Annotated in this window: 20 protein-coding genes; all 20 read left to right on the top strand. The window is 44.1% G+C overall.

All coding sequences use genetic code 11. The features are described from left to right. The first annotated feature begins 1 nt into the window (after window position 1). The 20 genes from degU to secA all read left to right on the top strand — a co-directional run bounded on the left by degU (window position 2) and on the right by secA (window position 16,966). On the top strand, window positions 2-691 hold the full coding sequence (degU, locus tag ACXN9U_RS16490; RefSeq protein WP_003219701.1) for a two-component system response regulator DegU: 690 nt from the start codon (window positions 2-4) through the stop codon (window positions 689-691). Between the two features lie 97 nt (window positions 692-788). Next, window positions 789-1,637, top strand: a complete 849-nt coding sequence (locus ACXN9U_RS16485; RefSeq protein ID WP_438420748.1) for a DegV family protein — start codon at window positions 789-791, stop codon at window positions 1,635-1,637. A 107-nt stretch (window positions 1,638-1,744) separates the two neighbouring features. Beyond that, window positions 1,745-3,130 carry an ATP-dependent helicase ComFA gene (locus tag ACXN9U_RS16480; RefSeq protein WP_489201918.1) on the top strand — a complete coding sequence of 462 codons (1,386 nt, stop codon included), beginning with the start codon at window positions 1,745-1,747 and terminating at the stop codon, window positions 3,128-3,130. Between the two features lie 57 nt (window positions 3,131-3,187). Beyond that, window positions 3,188-3,472, top strand: coding sequence for a late competence protein ComFB (comFB, locus tag ACXN9U_RS16475; protein WP_016937770.1), 285 nt, complete (start codon window positions 3,188-3,190; stop codon window positions 3,470-3,472). Window positions 3,473-3,477: 5 nt separating this feature from the next. Continuing rightward, on the top strand, window positions 3,478-4,167 hold the full coding sequence (locus ACXN9U_RS16470) for a phosphoribosyltransferase family protein (RefSeq protein ID WP_489202506.1): 690 nt from the start codon (window positions 3,478-3,480) through the stop codon (window positions 4,165-4,167). A 73-nt stretch (window positions 4,168-4,240) separates the two neighbouring features. Beyond that, window positions 4,241-4,660, top strand: coding sequence for a TIGR03826 family flagellar region protein (locus ACXN9U_RS16465; RefSeq protein WP_489201917.1), 420 nt, complete (start codon window positions 4,241-4,243; stop codon window positions 4,658-4,660). A gap of 69 nt (window positions 4,661-4,729) precedes the next feature. Further along, a complete protein-coding gene (gene flgM, locus ACXN9U_RS16460) occupies window positions 4,730-4,996 on the top strand; it encodes a flagellar biosynthesis anti-sigma factor FlgM (RefSeq protein ID WP_016937773.1) in 267 nt (88 codons plus the stop codon). 14 nt (window positions 4,997-5,010) lie between these two features. After that, entirely contained in the window at window positions 5,011-5,493 is a 483-nt protein-coding gene (locus ACXN9U_RS16455) for a flagellar protein FlgN (protein WP_060964147.1), read from the top strand. A gap of 15 nt (window positions 5,494-5,508) precedes the next feature. Further along, window positions 5,509-7,026 (top strand): flagellar hook-associated protein FlgK, encoded by a 1,518-nt coding sequence (gene flgK, locus ACXN9U_RS16450; RefSeq protein WP_060964148.1) that lies wholly within the window; start codon window positions 5,509-5,511, stop codon window positions 7,024-7,026. Window positions 7,027-7,038: 12 nt separating this feature from the next. Then, complete coding sequence (flgL, locus tag ACXN9U_RS16445) at window positions 7,039-7,956, top strand: flagellar hook-associated protein FlgL (protein WP_060964149.1); 918 nt, start codon at window positions 7,039-7,041, stop codon at window positions 7,954-7,956. Window positions 7,957-8,046: 90 nt separating this feature from the next. After that, a complete protein-coding gene (locus ACXN9U_RS16440; protein WP_049627496.1) occupies window positions 8,047-8,616 on the top strand; it encodes a DUF6470 family protein in 570 nt (189 codons plus the stop codon). A 29-nt stretch (window positions 8,617-8,645) separates the two neighbouring features. Continuing rightward, on the top strand, window positions 8,646-9,077 hold the full coding sequence (gene fliW / locus ACXN9U_RS16435) for a flagellar assembly protein FliW (RefSeq protein ID WP_016937778.1): 432 nt from the start codon (window positions 8,646-8,648) through the stop codon (window positions 9,075-9,077). Further along, window positions 9,071-9,295 (top strand): carbon storage regulator CsrA, encoded by a 225-nt coding sequence (csrA, locus tag ACXN9U_RS16430; RefSeq protein WP_003151402.1) that lies wholly within the window; start codon window positions 9,071-9,073, stop codon window positions 9,293-9,295. The genes fliW and csrA overlap by 7 nt, the downstream gene beginning before the upstream one ends. Before the next feature lie 144 nt (window positions 9,296-9,439). Beyond that, a complete protein-coding gene (locus ACXN9U_RS16425; RefSeq protein WP_438420743.1) occupies window positions 9,440-10,594 on the top strand; it encodes a flagellin N-terminal helical domain-containing protein in 1,155 nt (384 codons plus the stop codon). Window positions 10,595-10,842: 248 nt separating this feature from the next. After that, the gene (locus ACXN9U_RS16420; protein WP_489201916.1) at window positions 10,843-12,363 is read left to right on the top strand and encodes a flagellar hook-associated protein 2; all 1,521 of its coding nucleotides are present in this window, start codon (window positions 10,843-10,845) and stop codon (window positions 12,361-12,363) included. 18 nt (window positions 12,364-12,381) lie between these two features. Next, window positions 12,382-12,783, top strand: coding sequence for a flagellar export chaperone FliS (gene fliS, locus ACXN9U_RS16415; RefSeq protein ID WP_045926616.1), 402 nt, complete (start codon window positions 12,382-12,384; stop codon window positions 12,781-12,783). Next, window positions 12,783-13,127, top strand: a complete 345-nt coding sequence (fliT, locus tag ACXN9U_RS16410; RefSeq protein ID WP_060964153.1) for a flagella biosynthesis regulatory protein FliT — start codon at window positions 12,783-12,785, stop codon at window positions 13,125-13,127. Before fliS ends, fliT begins: the two co-directional genes overlap by 1 nt. A gap of 9 nt (window positions 13,128-13,136) precedes the next feature. Then, on the top strand, window positions 13,137-13,514 hold the full coding sequence (locus tag ACXN9U_RS16405; protein WP_029575299.1) for a DUF8042 domain-containing protein: 378 nt from the start codon (window positions 13,137-13,139) through the stop codon (window positions 13,512-13,514). Between the two features lie 194 nt (window positions 13,515-13,708). Further along, window positions 13,709-14,275, top strand: coding sequence for a ribosome hibernation-promoting factor, HPF/YfiA family (hpf, locus tag ACXN9U_RS16400; protein ID WP_489202505.1), 567 nt, complete (start codon window positions 13,709-13,711; stop codon window positions 14,273-14,275). Window positions 14,276-14,440: 165 nt separating this feature from the next. Then, entirely contained in the window at window positions 14,441-16,966 is a 2,526-nt protein-coding gene (gene secA, locus ACXN9U_RS16395; RefSeq protein WP_047475776.1) for a preprotein translocase subunit SecA, read from the top strand. Window positions 16,967-17,027: the final 61 nt, after the last annotated feature.

The raw sequence follows: 17,027 nt of genomic DNA, 5'->3' as shown, positions 1-17,027 counted from the left end.
TGTGACTAAAGTAAATATTGTTATTATCGACGACCATCAACTATTCCGTGAGGGTGTAAAAAGAATATTGGATTTTGAACCTACCTTTGAAGTGGTAGCAGAAGGTGACGATGGAGATGAAGCGGCTCGTATCGTCGAGCATTATCATCCCGATGTCGTCATAATGGACATCAATATGCCGAATGTAAATGGAGTAGAGGCTACTAAGCAGCTTGTTGAGCTGTACCCTGAATCTAAGGTGATTATCCTCTCCATTCATGATGATGAAAACTATGTGACCCATGCTTTAAAAACAGGCGCAAGAGGCTATCTCCTGAAAGAGATGGACGCGGATACTTTAATTGAGGCAGTGAAAGTAGTAGCCGAAGGCGGTTCGTACCTTCACCCGAAAGTAACCCACAATCTTGTCAACGAATTCCGACGTCTTGCGACAAGCGGAGTTTCCGCTCATCCTCAGCATGAGGTTTATCCGGAAATTCGGAGACCATTACATATATTAACGAGACGGGAATGTGAAGTGCTGCAAATGCTTGCAGACGGAAAAAGCAACCGCGGAATCGGTGAATCATTGTTTATCAGTGAGAAAACAGTGAAAAACCACGTGAGTAATATTTTGCAGAAAATGAACGTTAACGACCGGACACAAGCTGTTGTCGTAGCCATTAAAAACGGCTGGGTAGAGATGCGTTAGTCATGTATGAGAAGACTTGCCATAATAGGCAAGTCTTTTTTTACAGCTTCATATCTATTAAAATACTTATTAAGTACTTAATAAGGCAGGTAAAGTGATGAATATTGCAGTTGTAACAGACAGTACAGCATATATTCCGAAAGAGATGAGAGATGAACATCATATTCATATGATTCCTCTTCAAGTGGTTTTCGGTGAAAAAACATTCCGCGAAGAAACAGAGCTCGACTGGAGAAGCTTTTATAAAGAAGTAAAAAATCATGATGAGCTGCCGACTACGTCACAGCCTTCTTTCGGTGAATTGATCGCATTGTACGAAGAACTGGGCAAAACATATGATGCGGTCATAAGCATACACTTGTCCAGCGGTATCAGCGGAACTTATAACAGCGCCGCTTCGGCAAACGCTATGGTTGATAATATCGAAGTTTATCCGTTTGATTCAGAGATCAGCTGTTTGGCACAAGGTTTTTATGCATTAAAAGCTGCACAGCTTATTAAAGACGGTGTTGACTCTCCGGACGAGATTTTAAAAGAGCTGGAAGAAATGAAGAAAACAGTCCGTGCGTACTTTATGGTTGATGATTTATCACATCTGCAGAGGGGCGGGCGCCTAAGCAGTGCTCAGGCTTTTATCGGCGGTCTGTTAAAGGTAAAGCCTATTCTTCATTTTGACAATAAACTAATTGTTCCTTTTGAGAAGATTCGGACACGCAAAAAAGCGATTTCTAGAATTTTCGAGCTGTTTGGCGAGGATGCAAGTAAAGGAATCCCGATGCGGGCAGCTGTCATTCATGCAAACAGGGAGGAAGAAGCCGCGGATATTATTCAAGAATTAAGCGGTAAATACCCTCATGTCGAATTCTATAACAGCTATTTCGGTGCAGTGATCGGAACGCATTTGGGCGAAGGCGCCATCGGAATCGGCTGGTGCTTTAAAAACTAAGTGGAAATCTCCGTTTTCAAGGGCGGAGATTTTTTTGTTTTTTAATTTTCGGGATTCGACAAAAAAATTCCCGGCAGGCATACTTTGAGCAGAAAGGAGGCAGAGAAATGTCCGAAGATGCTTCAGAATTTTCAGGGGTGCGGGATTTCTTTTACGGCAGGCATTTGTTGAGATCTGAGATACTGTTTTCAGATCAGCGTATCAGTCCTTTTATAGAAAAAGAATATATAACGGCCGAGCCGTCTGTCATCCGCAGGAAAAAACGTTACGTCTGCCGCCGATGCGGCCAGTCTGACCAATCCTGCTTTGCCGCATTCTGGGCGCCTTCTGCCAAAAGACATATTACCTATTGCCGTGCCTGTGTCGTCATGGGAAGGGCTGATGAACTGACGTCATTATATTCTTGGAATCAAATCTCAGAAAGCAGCTGGGAGCCTGTAAAGCTTGCTTGGGAAGGAACACTGACAGACGGACAGAAGCAGGCGGCCGGCGCCCTTATAAAAGCGATAAAAGAGAAACAAGAGCTGTTAGTGTGGGCGGTTTGCGGATCAGGGAAAACAGAGATGCTGTTTCCGGGTATAGAGTTTGCACTGAATCACGGATTGCGGATCTGTGTCGCGACTCCGCGTACAGATGTCGTGCTTGAACTTCTGCCGAGACTGAAAAAAGCATTTGAGAATGTTGAAGTTTCTGCTCTGTACGGCGGCAGTGAAGACAAAGGCAGTTTAACTCCGCTAATGATCTCAACCGCTCACCAGCTGCTGCGATATCGGGACATTTTTGATGTCATGATAATAGATGAAGTGGATGCATTTCCTTTTTCAGCCGATGAGACATTAAGATTCGCGGTTGATAAAGCCAGAAAGAACAACAGCGCCCTTGTTTATGTAACGGCAACTCCTTCAGACGCATTAAAAAAGAAGGCTGAAGCCGGTTTGCTGAAAAGCGTCCGCATACCGGCCAGATATCATCGAAAACCTCTCCCGGAGCCGCGTTTTTTATGGTGCGGCAATTGGAAGAAGAAGCTTGAGAAAGGAAAACTGCCGTACTCAGTAACGGATTGGGTCCGGCAAAAACTTCAATCACGGCTGCCGGTTTTCTTATTCGTTCCGTCTGTACACGTATTGAAAAAGACAACGGATTATTTTCAGAAATTAAATATCCGCGCAGAAGGCGTACATGCGGAAGACACATTCAGAAAGGATAAAGTGAAACGGTTCAGAGACGGCCGGCTTGATCTGCTGGTAACAACTACGATTTTAGAAAGAGGAGTTACCGTACCTAAAGTTCAGACATGTGTCCTCGGCGCGGAAGCACCTATCTTTACTGAGAGCGCACTCGTGCAGATCGCAGGCAGAACGGGAAGGCACTATAAACATTTCAGCGGTGATGTCGTCATGTTTCATTTCGGAATGACAAACGGAATGAAAAAAGCAAAAAAACATATAGAACATATGAACAAATTGGCACAAAAAAGTAAATTGTTGGACTAGTTAATTTCAGAAAACGTGATACAGTATACTCATACTTTCCTATGAGGAGCTGTCAACATGCTTGTCAATTCTAAAGAAATCATATTAAGGGAACTTCTCGACCGCCATATGCCTCAGCTTCATATGAAATGCACATGCCGCGTATGCAAAAATGATGTACTGGCTCTTTCATTAAACCGGGCTGAACCGGCATATGTTACTGATAAAAAGAAAGTTGCTTATGCAAAAGCAGAGATGGTTGATAAACAGAAAAATACGGCGCTGCTTGTCATTCTGGCTGAATCAGCCGCGATTGTTTCAGTTAAACCAAGCGAGTTCTGTGAAAATCGGGAAGGAGCGTAATATCTCTGAATTGTTTATTGTGTGATTCACCAATTTCAAGTTCACTGACCTGGAGATCTCTATTTTCCCTTGCACCGGAACAAGAGGTATGCAGCGCATGCAGCAATCAATTCGAAAAAATTGAAGGTCCCGTATGCTGTTTGTGCGGAAGGTCTCAGGAGTCAAATGAAAAATGCGCTGATTGCATATCGCGGGAATCAAAAACGGAAAAGCGCTTTTTACTGCGGCAGAACCGTTCGGTATATTTGTATAATGATGCGATGAAGGATGCATTGACCCGGTTTAAATTTCGGGGTGATGCGAAAATCATTCAAGCATTTGAACGTGATTTTGCTGCCGGCTTTAAAGCGGCGTACCCGTCAAATACACATACCCTCGTCCCTATTCCGCTGAGCGGCGAACGGCTGGCGGAACGCGGATTCAATCAATCCGAGCTGCTGGCCTCTCTGCTCGGAATGCCCGTCATTTACCCCCTCATCCGACTGAACAATGAAAAACAATCCAAAAAAAGCAAAACAGAAAGGCTCTCCGCAGAAAAAAAGTTTTCAGCTGCTGAAAACTCCGCCGAAGGTATGAACGTCATTTTAATAGACGATATTTATACGACGGGCGCCACACTGCATCAAGCTGCCGAAGCTCTGCTGACAGCAGGCAAAGCGTTATCGGTCTCCTCTTTTACTTTAATCAGGAGCTAAATCATTCATTTTTTCTGCCGATATAATTGATAGAAATATAAGGCAGATAAATGAAGGAATAGGAGTTAAAACGATGGGTGAATTGGCAAATTGTCCAAAATGCAATGCTTTATTTTTTAAAACGAACCTGCAGACCGTATGCCAGGCATGTATTAAAGAAGAAGAAAAAGCATTTGAAACCGTCTATAAATTTTTAAGAAAGCAGATCAACAGACAGTCGACGATGCAGCAGATTACTGAGGAAACAGGTGTGGAAGAAGAGCTGATCCTCAAGTTTATCAAACAAAAAAGGATTCAAATCAGCCATCTTCCGAATTTGGCATACCCTTGCGAAAGGTGCGGAAATCCGATCAGGACAGGGAAATTCTGCAAGTCCTGTCAGACTGATATCGAGTCGCAATTAGATCATATGAACCGAAAAACAGCTGCTGAATTCAAAGAGAAAAATGGTACTAAAGACACATACTATGCCTATAATACCAAAAACACCTGATTCCCTAAACTAACTGATAACGCAGTCGATAAAAGAATTAGACTGCGAACAGAAAGCGAGAGGAATCCAATGAAAATCAATCAGTACGGAACACAATCCGTTAATCCATACCAAAAAAATTACGAAAAGCAAGCCGTACAAAAAGAGGCTGCAAAGCCGAAAGACAAAGTGGAAATTTCTTCTCATGCAAAAGAGCTTCAAAATGCGTCAGATGCGGTCACTAAAACACGTCAGGAAAAAATCGCTCAGCTAAAAGCGGATATAGAGAGCGGAACATATAAAATAGATTCAAACAGCATCGCTGAAAAAATAATGAATTTCTATAAAAAGCAATAAAAAGGAGAAAGCCAATGTCAGCAAAGCCAATTATCGATCAACTGAAGCGACTTTGCGCACTGCATGAACATCTGCTCACGCTGTCTGAGGAGAAAACGGAAGCGCTGAAAGCAGGTAAAACAAAAGAGCTTTCCAACATATTGACCAAAGAGCAAAAGTATATTCAGGCAATCGGGCAGACTGAGGAAGAGCGAATCAAGTTAACTTCCCAGTTTCTCAGCCGCGGTGAAGATAACACAATTGCTGCATGTATCTCAAGAGCTTCAGGCAGTGAAAAACAGGAGCTTGAAGGATTATTTCACTCTTTATCTGCGCTTCTTAACCGTCTGAAAGAAGTGAATGAGATGAATAAGCAGCTCACGATTCAGGCTTTGCAATTCATCTCAGGGGCATTCGATATGATCATGCCGGATGAAAAAGAGAATATGAATTATAAAGAGCCGCAAGCGGCGCGCCAGCCTGTCAGCCGTTTGACATTATTCGATTCAAAAGCTTAGAACGGAGGATTTTCAATGCCATCGACATTTATGGGGCTCGAAACAGCAAGACGTGCACTGAGTGCGCAGCAGACTGCATTGAGCACAGTTTCAAATAACGTTGCAAATGCAAATACAGAAGGATATACAAGGCAGCGCGTCACATTACAATCGACGAGTCCTTACCCCGCTGTATCAAAAAACAGTGAGCTGACGGCCGGCCAAATCGGAACCGGGGTCAAAGCCGGTTCAGTGGAGCGTGTCAGAGACAGTTTTTTAGACTATCAGTACAGAACTGAAAATACAAAATTAGGCTACTATACAGCCCGTTCCAATTCATTGTCGCAAATGGAAGGCGTCATGAAAGAGCTTGATGATAACGGATTAAACGGATCATTCAGTTCGTTTTGGAATGCCCTTCAGGACCTGGCGACGAACCCGGAAAATACGGGAGCGCGCTCAGTCTTGCAGGAGCAGGGGAAATCTCTTGTCGAGAGTTTTAACTATATATCAAGCTCTTTGACTAACATTCAGGGGGATATTAAAAAGAACCTGGATAACACAGCGGATCAGGCCAATTCAATTTTAAATCAGCTGAATGACCTTAATACTCAAATAGCGGCAGTTGAGCCGAGCGGTATGCTTCCTAATGATTTATATGACCAAAGAGACAGATTGATTGACCAACTATCTTCTATGGCAAATATAAAAGTTTCATATAATAAGTCGGGCGGACATGCCTTGGCGACTGCTGAAGGCACGGTCAACGTGGAATTGCTGAACGGAAACAACAATTCTCTCGGAACACTGCTTGATGGTAATACAAAAACGGTTTCAGAAATGAAAATCAACTACGACCAGGACAGCGGTCTTGTGTCAAGCGTATCCGTCGGCAGCAATGCGGTTAATGCGGATGCATTTACCGGCAAAGGATCACTTTTAGGTCTTATTGAGTCATACGGCTATATGTCAAATGGAGAAGAAAAGGGCCTTTATCCTGAAATGATGACTGCTCTTGATAATATGGCGCTCTCCTTTGCTGACGCGTTTAATGCGGTTCACGAAAAAGGAAAGACCTATACAGGCGAACAGGGCGCAGCATTTTTTGATTTCAGCGGTGATGAAGCGGTGCCGGTAAAAGGGGCGGCAGCGAAAATAAAAGTCAGTGACAAAGTCCTTGCGTCTACCGACAATATCGCAGCGTCGTTAAACGGAGAAAAAAGTGACGGCACAAACGCGACAAACCTGGCAGCCGTGCAGAACAGCAAGCTGACAATTAACGGTGAAACCACTACAATTAATGACTTTTATGAATCCCTTATCGGCAAGCTGGGCGTTAATTCACAAAAAGCGGCCAATCTTATGAACAACTCTGAAAGCAACACCCTTTCGGCCGATCAACGGAGACAATCAGTCAGCGCCGTGTCATTAGATGAAGAAATGACAAATATGATTCAGTTTCAGCACGCTTATAATGCCGCTGCGCGAATCATAACGATGCAGGATCAAATATTCGATAAAATTATTAACGGTATGGGCACCGGAGGAAGATAAGGAGATAAGTAAATGAGAGTAACTCAAGGGATGATCGCAAAAAATTCTCTTCGATTTATCGGCTCAAGTTATGACAAGCTCGATCGGCTTCAGCAGCAAGTGTCTACGGGGAAAAAAATCACCAAAGCTTCTGATGATCCAGTCGTCGCAATGAAGGGAATGCAGTACCGTACTCAGCTTGCACAGGTCAACCAGTATCAGCGGAATGTTTCGCAAGGTTTCACATGGCTGGAAAACTCGGAATCCAGCGTAAACTCAGAAACGGATATTATGGGGAAAATCCGGGACTTGATGATTAAGGCAAAAAGTGATTCGAACGGTGAAACGGAATTAAAAGCCATCGGTACAGAAATCGGCCAGCTGAAAAAGCAGCTCGTTTCTGTCGCGAATACTCAAGTGAACGGGCGTTACCTGTTTAACGGAACAAATTCAGATGTCCCGCCGATCACTGAAAATGCCGACGGCACGTATACGTACAACTATGAAAATTACACGAGTGCTTCGGACGTTAACATTAACATTTCGAACGGGGCAGTGCTGAAAGTGAATTCTGACCCGAATTCAGCTTTCGGGGGCGTCGCTCAAAATGGAGATAATGTATTTGAATTTCTCAACTCATTAGAAGCTTCTTTAAGCAAAGGTACGCTTTCTGAAGCGGATTCAAATCAAATTTTGTCAGACATCGACGGTTTTACTGACAAAATGAATGCTGAAAAATCCAATATCGGCGCTCGAACAAACCGTTTGGAACTCATTAAGACAAGGTTGGAATCTCAAGCTGCTACCGCTGAAAAAGTATTGTCAGATAATGAAGATGTAGAAATGGAAGATGTGATTGTTGATTATTTATCTCAGCAGACGGTTCATAAAGCTGCGCTGTCAGTAAATGCGAATATCATTCAGCCGTCACTGATCGACTTCCTGAAATAATAGATGAAACGTCTTCTATATATAAAAAAAGCGACTCACAACAGGGAGATCGCTTTTTTTACTAGAACACTCTAAAGAGGAGGGGTCTCTATGCAGATGCCGAGATTGATTATTGACAGTGTGCCTGCTAAAATCGGTATAACCTTTCAGAAGGAAGAAATCGAGATGGAACAGCCGCCCGCTGACCTGGAAATCGAGCAGCCGCCGGCAGAGCTGAACATTGAAAGCACGCCGGCCAAACTGACGATTGATCAGACGAGGGCGTGGGAGAACTTAAATCTGAAATCATTTGAAAAGCTGAACGCTGAAGCCGCCCAGAAAGGTGCGCAAGCATGCAGTGAGTTTATTGCGAAAACAGTCAGAGAAGGGAAGGAAATGGCGGCTATCGAAAAGAAAACCGGCAATGTGATGGCCCGACAGGCAGCGGATGTCAGCCCGCCCGATCCATTCGGCGAATTCAGCGACTTTCTGCCTGCGCAGTTTCTCGTTGATATTGACTGCATTCCTTCAAAGCTTACGGTTGATATTGAAGCCCGCAAACCTTCAATTGAAGCCACCGCCCATAAACCGGTATGGAATTACACACCGGGGAGAGTTCAGATTGATATGAGGCAAGACCCTAAAGTGACGATTTCGGTTGACGACGGTAATACAGAATAAAAGATGAAAGTGGTAAAGGATTGTGAAGCATGATTATTAAAACAAAATATCACGGAGAAATCAGAATAGACGAAGGGCAGATTATCTCATTTGAAAACGGGCTGCCGGGATTTAATGACGAGACTCAATTTGTTGTTCTTCCTTTGTCGGAAGATTCACCGTTTTTGGCGCTGCAGTCTGTCAAACAGGAGCATATTGCCTTTATTGTCGCCAGTCCGTTTATTTTCTTTAAAGGATACGAATTTGACATTGACCAATCGACGCTGGAGCTTTTGCACATTGAAGATATAGAGGACGTCGAAGTGATGGCGATTTTAACGCTGGAAGAGCCTTTTGAAAACACGACCGCCAATTTAAAAGCGCCGATTATCGTCAATAAAAAGGAAATGAAGGCGAAACAAATCATTTTACATGATGCTTCCTATGAAACAAAACATTTGATAGGAGGAGGATCATGCTAGTTCTCTCGAGAAAAGTGAATGAGTCCATTCAGATCGGGCCGGATATTGAAATCAAGGTGATTGCCATCGAAGGAGAGCAAGTGAAACTGGGAATTGAAGCGCCGCAGCACGTGGATATTCATCGGAAGGAAATATACTTGTCTATCCTGGAAGAGAATAACAGAGCCGTATCTTTTAATACTGATTTATTACTTAATTTATCCTCACAAAAAAAGTGAGGATTTTTTTATTTTCAATATAAACAATAGAAGCGGCCGTCCGATATATATAGTGTAGCCAATGAGAGGAAAAATTTTCTTCAAAAATGATGCTGCGCAAATGCACAAGGACGTGCGAAAAACAATTCAGGGAGGAAATACAAAATGAGAATCAACCACAATATCGCGGCTCTTAACACTAGCCGTCAGCTGAATGCAGGTTCAAGTTCTGCTGCAAAAAACATGGAAAAATTATCTTCAGGTCTTCGCATCAACCGCGCTGGTGATGACGCAGCGGGTCTTGCGATCTCTGAAAAAATGCGTTCTCAAATCCGCGGTTTAGACATGGCGTCTAAAAACGCTCAAGACGGAATCTCTCTTATCCAAACGGCTGAGGGTGCATTGAACGAAACTCACAGCATTCTTCAGCGTATGAGCGAGCTTGCAACTCAAGCGGCGAACGACACGAACACTACTTCTGACCGTGACGAGCTTCAAAAAGAGATGGACCAATTATCATCTGAAGTAACAAGAATCTCTACTGATACTGAGTTTAACACAAAGAAATTGCTTGATGGCACGGCTGACAAACTGACTTTCCAAATCGGTGCTAACGAAGGCCAAACAATGAGCCTTTCAATCAACAACATGAACGCTGATTCTTTAAAAGTTATTGGCCAAGTTGGCGAAAAGACAGCACTTGATGGAAACTCTGAACTCGAAGTAAGAAACGATCAAGGTGAAGCCGTGAAAATTTCATTCACTGCGGCTGGAACTTCTGATGTAGATAAAACAACTGCGTCTTATGATGAGACTAGCAAAACTGTAACTGTAACATTAGCGCAAAAAGCTGATGGTACTATTACTGCTTCACAAGAAGACGTTCTAAATTCTTTAAATAAAACAGGGGCTGTTAAAGCTACTGCTATTGATGGCGCAGACTTAACTAAAAAAGCTACTGCGGGAGCTGACACTACAACTTCTACTACAGTAACTAAAGACGCTACAAAAGGTATCGACATCTCATCTTCAGCTAAAGCTGCGTCTTCAGCTCTTACAACAATCAAAACAGCTATCGACACAGTATCTAGCGAGCGCGCTAAACTTGGTGCGGTTCAAAATCGTTTAGAGCACACAATCAACAACCTTGGTACTTCTTCTGAGAACCTGACTTCTGCTGAATCACGTATCCGTGACGTAGACATGGCTTCTGAGATGATGGAGTACACGAAAAACAATATCCTTACTCAGGCTTCTCAAGCTATGCTTGCGCAAGCTAACCAACAGCCTCAGCAAGTTCTTCAATTGCTTAAAGGTTAATGACGGAAAGATCCTGGTTCTCCAGGGTCTTTTTTTTATTCCTTCAGCTATCTCTCCTCATCATGCCAAAGAACACTATTGACAAAATGAAACATTATAATTTGCAGTTAAATTATTGAAAACCTTTTAATCTGACCGATATAAGAATAAGATCATACATTTATGGAGCTGTGATATGATAAACAGTCGGAAACTCACTGTTGTCATAGAGCCGTCTACGACTAAACGCCGAAAAGGAGAGGGTACATATGGTCACAAGAATCACAGGCCTTAATTCCGGTCTTGATGTAGATTCTCTGGTGAAAAAAATGATGGATGCCGAAAAGCAGCCGCTTAATAAATTAAACCAGCAAAAGCAGACGCTTGAATGGAAGCGCGATGCTTATCGGGAAATGAATACCCAGATTGCCGACATGTATTCCACTACATTTAATAATATGCTGATGTCCACAAACTGGAATAAAAAAACAGTAACAAGTTCGGATTCCAGTGTCAGCGCGACGGCCGTCAGTGCTGAGCAAAATATTTCAACAAGCATGTCTGTTCAGCAGCTGGCCACGCCGACGACATATAAATCTTCAGGCGCAATTCATTTCACCTCAGGCCAGAGCCAGACATTGAAATTCAATGTCACAAACCCGGGTGAAACGAAGCCGACTGAGGTAAGCGTCACGATCGCCGCAACCGATACGATTGATGATGTGGTCACCAAACTGAACAGCTCGGGCCTCGGGGTGACGGCTTTAAAAGAGAAAATCTCCAACGGCACGGATTATGTGGATACGATCGCGTTTACTTCCAATAAAACGGGAGAAGGGTTTGCTCTTGCCGCAGGTGATGACGCAACTAAAAGCTTCCTGAAAGATCAGCTCGGTTTTGCCGTTGATGATACAACGAATGAACTTACGGCCAATGCCAAAGGGAAAAACGCGAAGTTTACGTTCAACGGGCTTGAAATGACCAAAACGTCAAATAACTTTACGATCAACGGCATCAAATATACGCTGAACAGCGTGACGGACAGCAATAAAACGGTTACGATCAACAGCACGACTGATACGGACGGCATTTTTAATAACATTAAAGATTTTGTTGATAAGTACAACACGTTAATTAAAAGCGTAAACGCGAAGGTGACGGAATCAAAATACCGTGATTATACGCCGTTAACCGATGAACAAAAAGAATCAATGACCGATAAGCAGGTTGAGCAGTGGGAGGCAAAAGCCAAAAGCGGTTTATTACGGAGCGACAGCACCCTGCAGAACGGTTTGGCGGAGATGCGGCTGGATCTGTACTCGACGGTTACGATTGACGGAAAAAAATATCAGCTCACGGATTTCGGAATCGAAACGTCTGATAACTACACCGATCAAGGAAAGCTAGTCATTAAAGATGAAGCAAAACTGAAACAGAAAATTACCGAGAATCCGTCTCTCGTGGCTAAGCTGTTTAATGCGGACAGCCCTGATACAGCGAAAACCAAAAACCCCGAAGAACAGGGGATTGCCCGGAGATTAAAAGACACATTAAACAAAATGCAGACTCAAATTTCAAAACAGGCCGGTACGGAAAGCTCGGTATCAACCAGCTTTGCCATCGGAAAAAGCCTGAACGAAGTAGAAACAAATATTACGAATATGAAAACAAAGCTGGATGACATCGAGACGAGATATTATAAAAAGTTCAGCGCGTTGGATACGGCATTGGAGAAATTGAACAGCCAATCTTCATATCTCACGTCAATGTTAGGATCTTCAACATCATAATCTTGGAGGTTTCACAAAATGGCAATAAATAATCCTTTTGCTGCTTATCAGCAGACATCCGTCTTTACAGCCGCTCCGGAAGAGCTGACCCTTATGCTTTATAACGGCTGCCTGCGATTCATTAAGCTGGCAAGGCAGGCGATGAAGCAAAACAACCCTGAAGCCAAAAATGAAAATATCGTAAAGGCGCAAAACATCATTCAAGAGCTCAGCATCACGTTAAACCGGGAGATTGAGATTTCTGAGCAAATGTCATCAATCTATGATTACATCCGCCGCCGCCTGATTGAAGCGAACGTACAGAATAATGAAGGATTGTTAGATGAAGCGGAAAAGCTTGTTACTGAATTTCGCGATACGTGGAAACAAGCCATGCAGAGCGAACGGAAAAACAGCCATGGCGCGGGCGGCCTTGCCTGATGAACAGCAATGTCCTTTCTTTGTATAACGAAACGAAGAACATGCACGCCGCACTGAAGGATGCCCCGGAAAGCGACGGCCTCATCAGCAGCTTTACGGCATTTACGGAGAAAAGGGAAGAGATGCTTGCGGGCATAAAGCCGCCTTTTTCCGAAGAAGAAAAAACGCTGCTTCAGCAGGTGGCCGCGATGGACCGCTTGATTACCGGAGAAGTGAAACGGCTCCAGGATGGCATCCGAAATGAAATAAAAACTCTCAAGAAAAAACGGGTGTACCATAATACGTATTTTAATCCGTATCATCAAACGACAAGTGACGGCCGTTATTACGACAAACGCAAATAGGTGAGTGTTTTGAGAAGTTTGAACGATTACCATTTGGTGTCAGCATACTACCAGCTTCTTTTTACCATTGATGAGGGGCTTTGCTACCTATTGGATACGCAGGATGATTTTTTTAAGACGGAGGGCGAACGGATTTACAACGATTTGATTCAGGCTTTTTTTCATCTCGATTCCTCTCATGCGCTTCTCTTGTCTATCGTTGAGTGCCGATGCGTGGAGACGGCGATTCGGTCATTTGACGAGATTTTTCAGGATTTCAGCATGTTAAATGATTATGATTTCCCGTCCGCTCCATTTCAGGAGTTTTTAAAAACCATCTTTCTGCCGCATTATAAGGTGTGGATGGAGCAGACGCACGACTGCATCAAACCGTATGTTCTTCACTAGACCTGCTGCAAGCGGCAGGTCTTTTGCCTGCGTCTTCTGCATATACTGATAATCCTGCCGGAAGCAGCGGATATAAGCCGACACCATTCGTCATCGTTCACCGAATTTACACATTATTTTAACGTTTCAGCAGGGATCAGAAGGGGAAAAAGAGAAATAGTTACATATCCTTAGATAAAGGGAGGCGTTCTTTGATGAACTACAATATCAGAGGAGAAAACATTGAGGTTACACCTGCGTTAAAGGATCATGTGGAAAGAAAAATCGGCAAGCTGGAACGATATTTCGAGCAGAGCGTCAATGCCGATGTGAACGTCAACTTAAAATTCTATAATGATAAGGAATCCAAAGTTGAAGTCACCATTCCGATGACTGATCTGTCGCTTCGTTCTGAAGTGCATAACGAGGATATGTACAATGCAATTGATCTCGCAACAAACAAGCTGGAACGTCAAATCCGAAAGCATAAAACAAAAGTCAACCGAAAATTCCGCGAGCAGGGTCTTCCGAAACATTACTTCGAGAACGGAAGCGCAGCTGATACAAACGTAGCGGTTCAGGACGAAATTGAAGATGACAGCCCGAAAATTGTCCGTCAGAAACGTTTTAATTTAAAACCGATGGATAATGAAGAAGCGATTCTCCAAATGAATATGCTCGGACATAATTTCTTCGTATTCACCAACGCGGAAACGAATCTGACAAATGTCGTTTACCGCCGGAATGACGGCAAATACGGATTAATTGAACCGACTGAATAAACCATCCAGCCTTCCGTGAACGCGCGGAAGGTTTTTCTCTTTCTTTATCTGCAAATTCTTTGGAAATAGCAAAAGGTATGTTATGATAATGAGAGGTATACATGGACAGAAAATTATCATTTATTCCATGCGAAATCTGCATGTGAACATAGAGGAGCGTTATAGATGCTTGGGATTTTAAATAAAATGTTTGATCCGACCAAACGTGCGCTGAACAAATACGAAAAAATAGCGAATGACATTGATGCTGTAAAAGGAGATTATGAAAATCTCTCTGACGATGCGCTTAAACAAAAAACGGCAGAATTTAAAGAGCGGCTTGAAAAAGGAGAAACGACGGATGACCTTCTTGTCGAAGCGTTTGCCGTCGTTCGTGAAGCTTCACGCCGCGTAACCGGCATGTTTCCGTTTAAAGTGCAGCTGATGGGGGGTCTTGCCCTTCATGAGGGGAATATCGCCGAAATGAAAACAGGGGAAGGGAAAACGCTGACGTCCACCCTTCCGGTATATTTAAACGCGTTGACGGGAAAAGGCGTTCACGTCGTAACGGTCAACGAATATCTGGCAAGCCGTGATGCCCAGCAAATGGGAGAAATTTTCGAGTTTCTCGGGCTTACAGTCGGCCTGAACCTGAATTCGTTGTCAAAAGACGAAAAACGCGAAGCTTACGCGGCCGATATCACATATTCAACGAATAATGAACTCGGCTTTGATTATTTGCGTGACAACATGGTGCTTTATAAAGAACAAATGGTGCAGCGCCCGCTTCATTTTGCCGTTATTGATGAAGTCGATTCCATTTTAGTCGATGAAGCGAGAACGCCATTGATTATTTCCGGACAAGCTCAGAAGTCCACAAAACTGTACGTGCAGGCAAATGCATTTGTCCGCACACTCAAGCAGGATCAGGATTATACGTATGACGTCAAAACGAAGGGCGTTCAGCTGACGGAAGAAGGAATGACGAAGGCTGAAAAAACGTTCGGCATCGACAACCTGTTTGATGTCAAAAACGTGGCGTTGAATCACCATATCAACCAGGCTTTAAAAGCCCATGCGGCGATGCAGAAAGACGTGGATTATGTTGTTGAGGACGGCCAGGTCGTCATCGTCGATTCCTTCACCGGCCGTCTGATGAAAGGACGCCGCTACAGCGAAGGCCTTCACCAGGCGATTGAAGCGAAAGAAGGCCTGGAGATTCAAAATGAAAGCATGACTCTGGCGACGATTACGTTCCAAAACTATTTCCGTATGTATGAAAAGCTTGCCGGCATGACCGGTACCGCAAAAACGGAAGAGGAAGAATTCCGCAATATTTATAACATGCAGGTTGTATCCATTCCGACCAACCAGCCGGTCATCCGTGAAGACCGTCCGGATTTGATCTACCGCTCAATGGAAGGGAAATTCAAGGCGGTGGCGGAGGATGTCGCCCAGCGCTACATGACCGGACAGCCCGTTCTTGTCGGTACGGTTGCCGTTGAAACATCTGAATTGATTTCTAAACTTCTGAAGAATAAAGGAATTCCGCATCAGGTGCTGAACGCGAAAAACCATGAGCGTGAAGCTCAGATCATTGAAGAAGCGGGACAAAAAGGCGCTGTCACAATTGCAACCAACATGGCAGGACGCGGAACCGACATTAAACTCGGTGAAGGCGTAAAAGAGCTTGGCGGCCTTGCAGTCGTCGGTACGGAACGCCACGAATCCCGCCGGATTGACAACCAGCTCCGCGGACGTTCAGGGCGTCAGGGAGACCCAGGTATCACACAATTTTATCTTTCAATGGAAGATGAATTGATGCGCCGTTTCGGAGCTGAACGGACGATGGCGATGCTTGACCGGTTCGGTATGGATGACTCCACGCCGATTCAGAGCAAAATGGTGTCACGCGCCGTGGAATCGTCTCAAAAACGTGTCGAAGGAAACAACTTCGATTCACGTAAACAGCTTCTCCAATATGACGACGTGCTCCGTCAGCAGCGCGAAGTCATTTATAAGCAGCGTTTTGAAGTCATTGACTCTGAAAACCTGCGTGACATTGTGGAAGGCATGATCAAGTCTTCACTGGAGCGTGCAATTGCCGCTTATACGCCGAAAGAGGAGCTTCCGGAAGAATGGAATCTTGACGGCCTCGTGGAGCTCGTGAATACAACGTATCTTGATGAAGGCGCGCTTGAAAAGAGCGATATCTTCGGAAAAGAACCGGATGAAATGCATGAGATGATCATGGACCGCATCATGACAAAATATAATGAAAAAGAAGAGAATTTCGGCACAGAGCAGATGCGTGAATTCGAAAAAGTCATCGTATTGCGTGCCGTCGATTCAAAATGGATGGATCATATTGATGCGATGGATCAGCTGCGTCAAGGGATTCACCTCCGCGCCTATGCGCAGACAAATCCGCTGCGTGAATACCAAATGGAAGGTTTCGCTATGTTTGAGCACATGATTGAGTCCATTGAGGACGAGGTTGCGAAATTCGTCATGAAGGCCGAGATTGAAAGCAATCTGGAACGCGAAGAAGTTGTTCAGGGCCAAACGACGGCTCACCAGCCGCAGGACGGCGATGAGGCCAAACAAGCGAAAAAAGCGCCGGTACGCAAAGTCGTAGATATCGGACGCAACGCACCTTGCCATTGCGGAAGCGGAAAAAAATATAAAAATTGCTGCGGCCGGACAGAATAGTCAGGACTGTATGCATCGAACATGACCGGGTCTGCGTCTTATGGCGCCCCGGATCTTTTAA

This window comes from Bacillus sp. BACIII (assembly GCF_057836745.1).
Note: the sequence above shows the minus strand (reverse complement) of the source record. Positions and strands in the feature narration are given on the sequence as shown.

Coding starts and splice junctions, on each gene's coding strand:
- ACXN9U_RS16485 (WP_438420748.1), top strand. CDS start 789: ATGAATATTGCAGTTGTAACAGACAGTACAGCATATATTCCGAAAGAG.
- ACXN9U_RS16480 (WP_489201918.1), top strand. CDS start 1,745: ATGTCCGAAGATGCTTCAGAATTTTCAGGGGTGCGGGATTTCTTTTAC.
- comFB (WP_016937770.1), top strand. CDS start 3,188: ATGCTTGTCAATTCTAAAGAAATCATATTAAGGGAACTTCTCGACCGC.
- ACXN9U_RS16465 (WP_489201917.1), top strand. CDS start 4,241: ATGGGTGAATTGGCAAATTGTCCAAAATGCAATGCTTTATTTTTTAAA.
- flgM (WP_016937773.1), top strand. CDS start 4,730: ATGAAAATCAATCAGTACGGAACACAATCCGTTAATCCATACCAAAAA.
- ACXN9U_RS16455 (WP_060964147.1), top strand. CDS start 5,011: ATGTCAGCAAAGCCAATTATCGATCAACTGAAGCGACTTTGCGCACTG.
- flgK (WP_060964148.1), top strand. CDS start 5,509: ATGCCATCGACATTTATGGGGCTCGAAACAGCAAGACGTGCACTGAGT.
- flgL (WP_060964149.1), top strand. CDS start 7,039: ATGAGAGTAACTCAAGGGATGATCGCAAAAAATTCTCTTCGATTTATC.
- ACXN9U_RS16440 (WP_049627496.1), top strand. CDS start 8,047: ATGCAGATGCCGAGATTGATTATTGACAGTGTGCCTGCTAAAATCGGT.
- fliW (WP_016937778.1), top strand. CDS start 8,646: ATGATTATTAAAACAAAATATCACGGAGAAATCAGAATAGACGAAGGG.
- csrA (WP_003151402.1), top strand. CDS start 9,071: ATGCTAGTTCTCTCGAGAAAAGTGAATGAGTCCATTCAGATCGGGCCG.
- ACXN9U_RS16425 (WP_438420743.1), top strand. CDS start 9,440: ATGAGAATCAACCACAATATCGCGGCTCTTAACACTAGCCGTCAGCTG.
- ACXN9U_RS16420 (WP_489201916.1), top strand. CDS start 10,843: ATGGTCACAAGAATCACAGGCCTTAATTCCGGTCTTGATGTAGATTCT.
- fliS (WP_045926616.1), top strand. CDS start 12,382: ATGGCAATAAATAATCCTTTTGCTGCTTATCAGCAGACATCCGTCTTT.
- fliT (WP_060964153.1), top strand. CDS start 12,783: ATGAACAGCAATGTCCTTTCTTTGTATAACGAAACGAAGAACATGCAC.
- hpf (WP_489202505.1), top strand. CDS start 13,709: ATGAACTACAATATCAGAGGAGAAAACATTGAGGTTACACCTGCGTTA.
- secA (WP_047475776.1), top strand. CDS start 14,441: ATGCTTGGGATTTTAAATAAAATGTTTGATCCGACCAAACGTGCGCTG.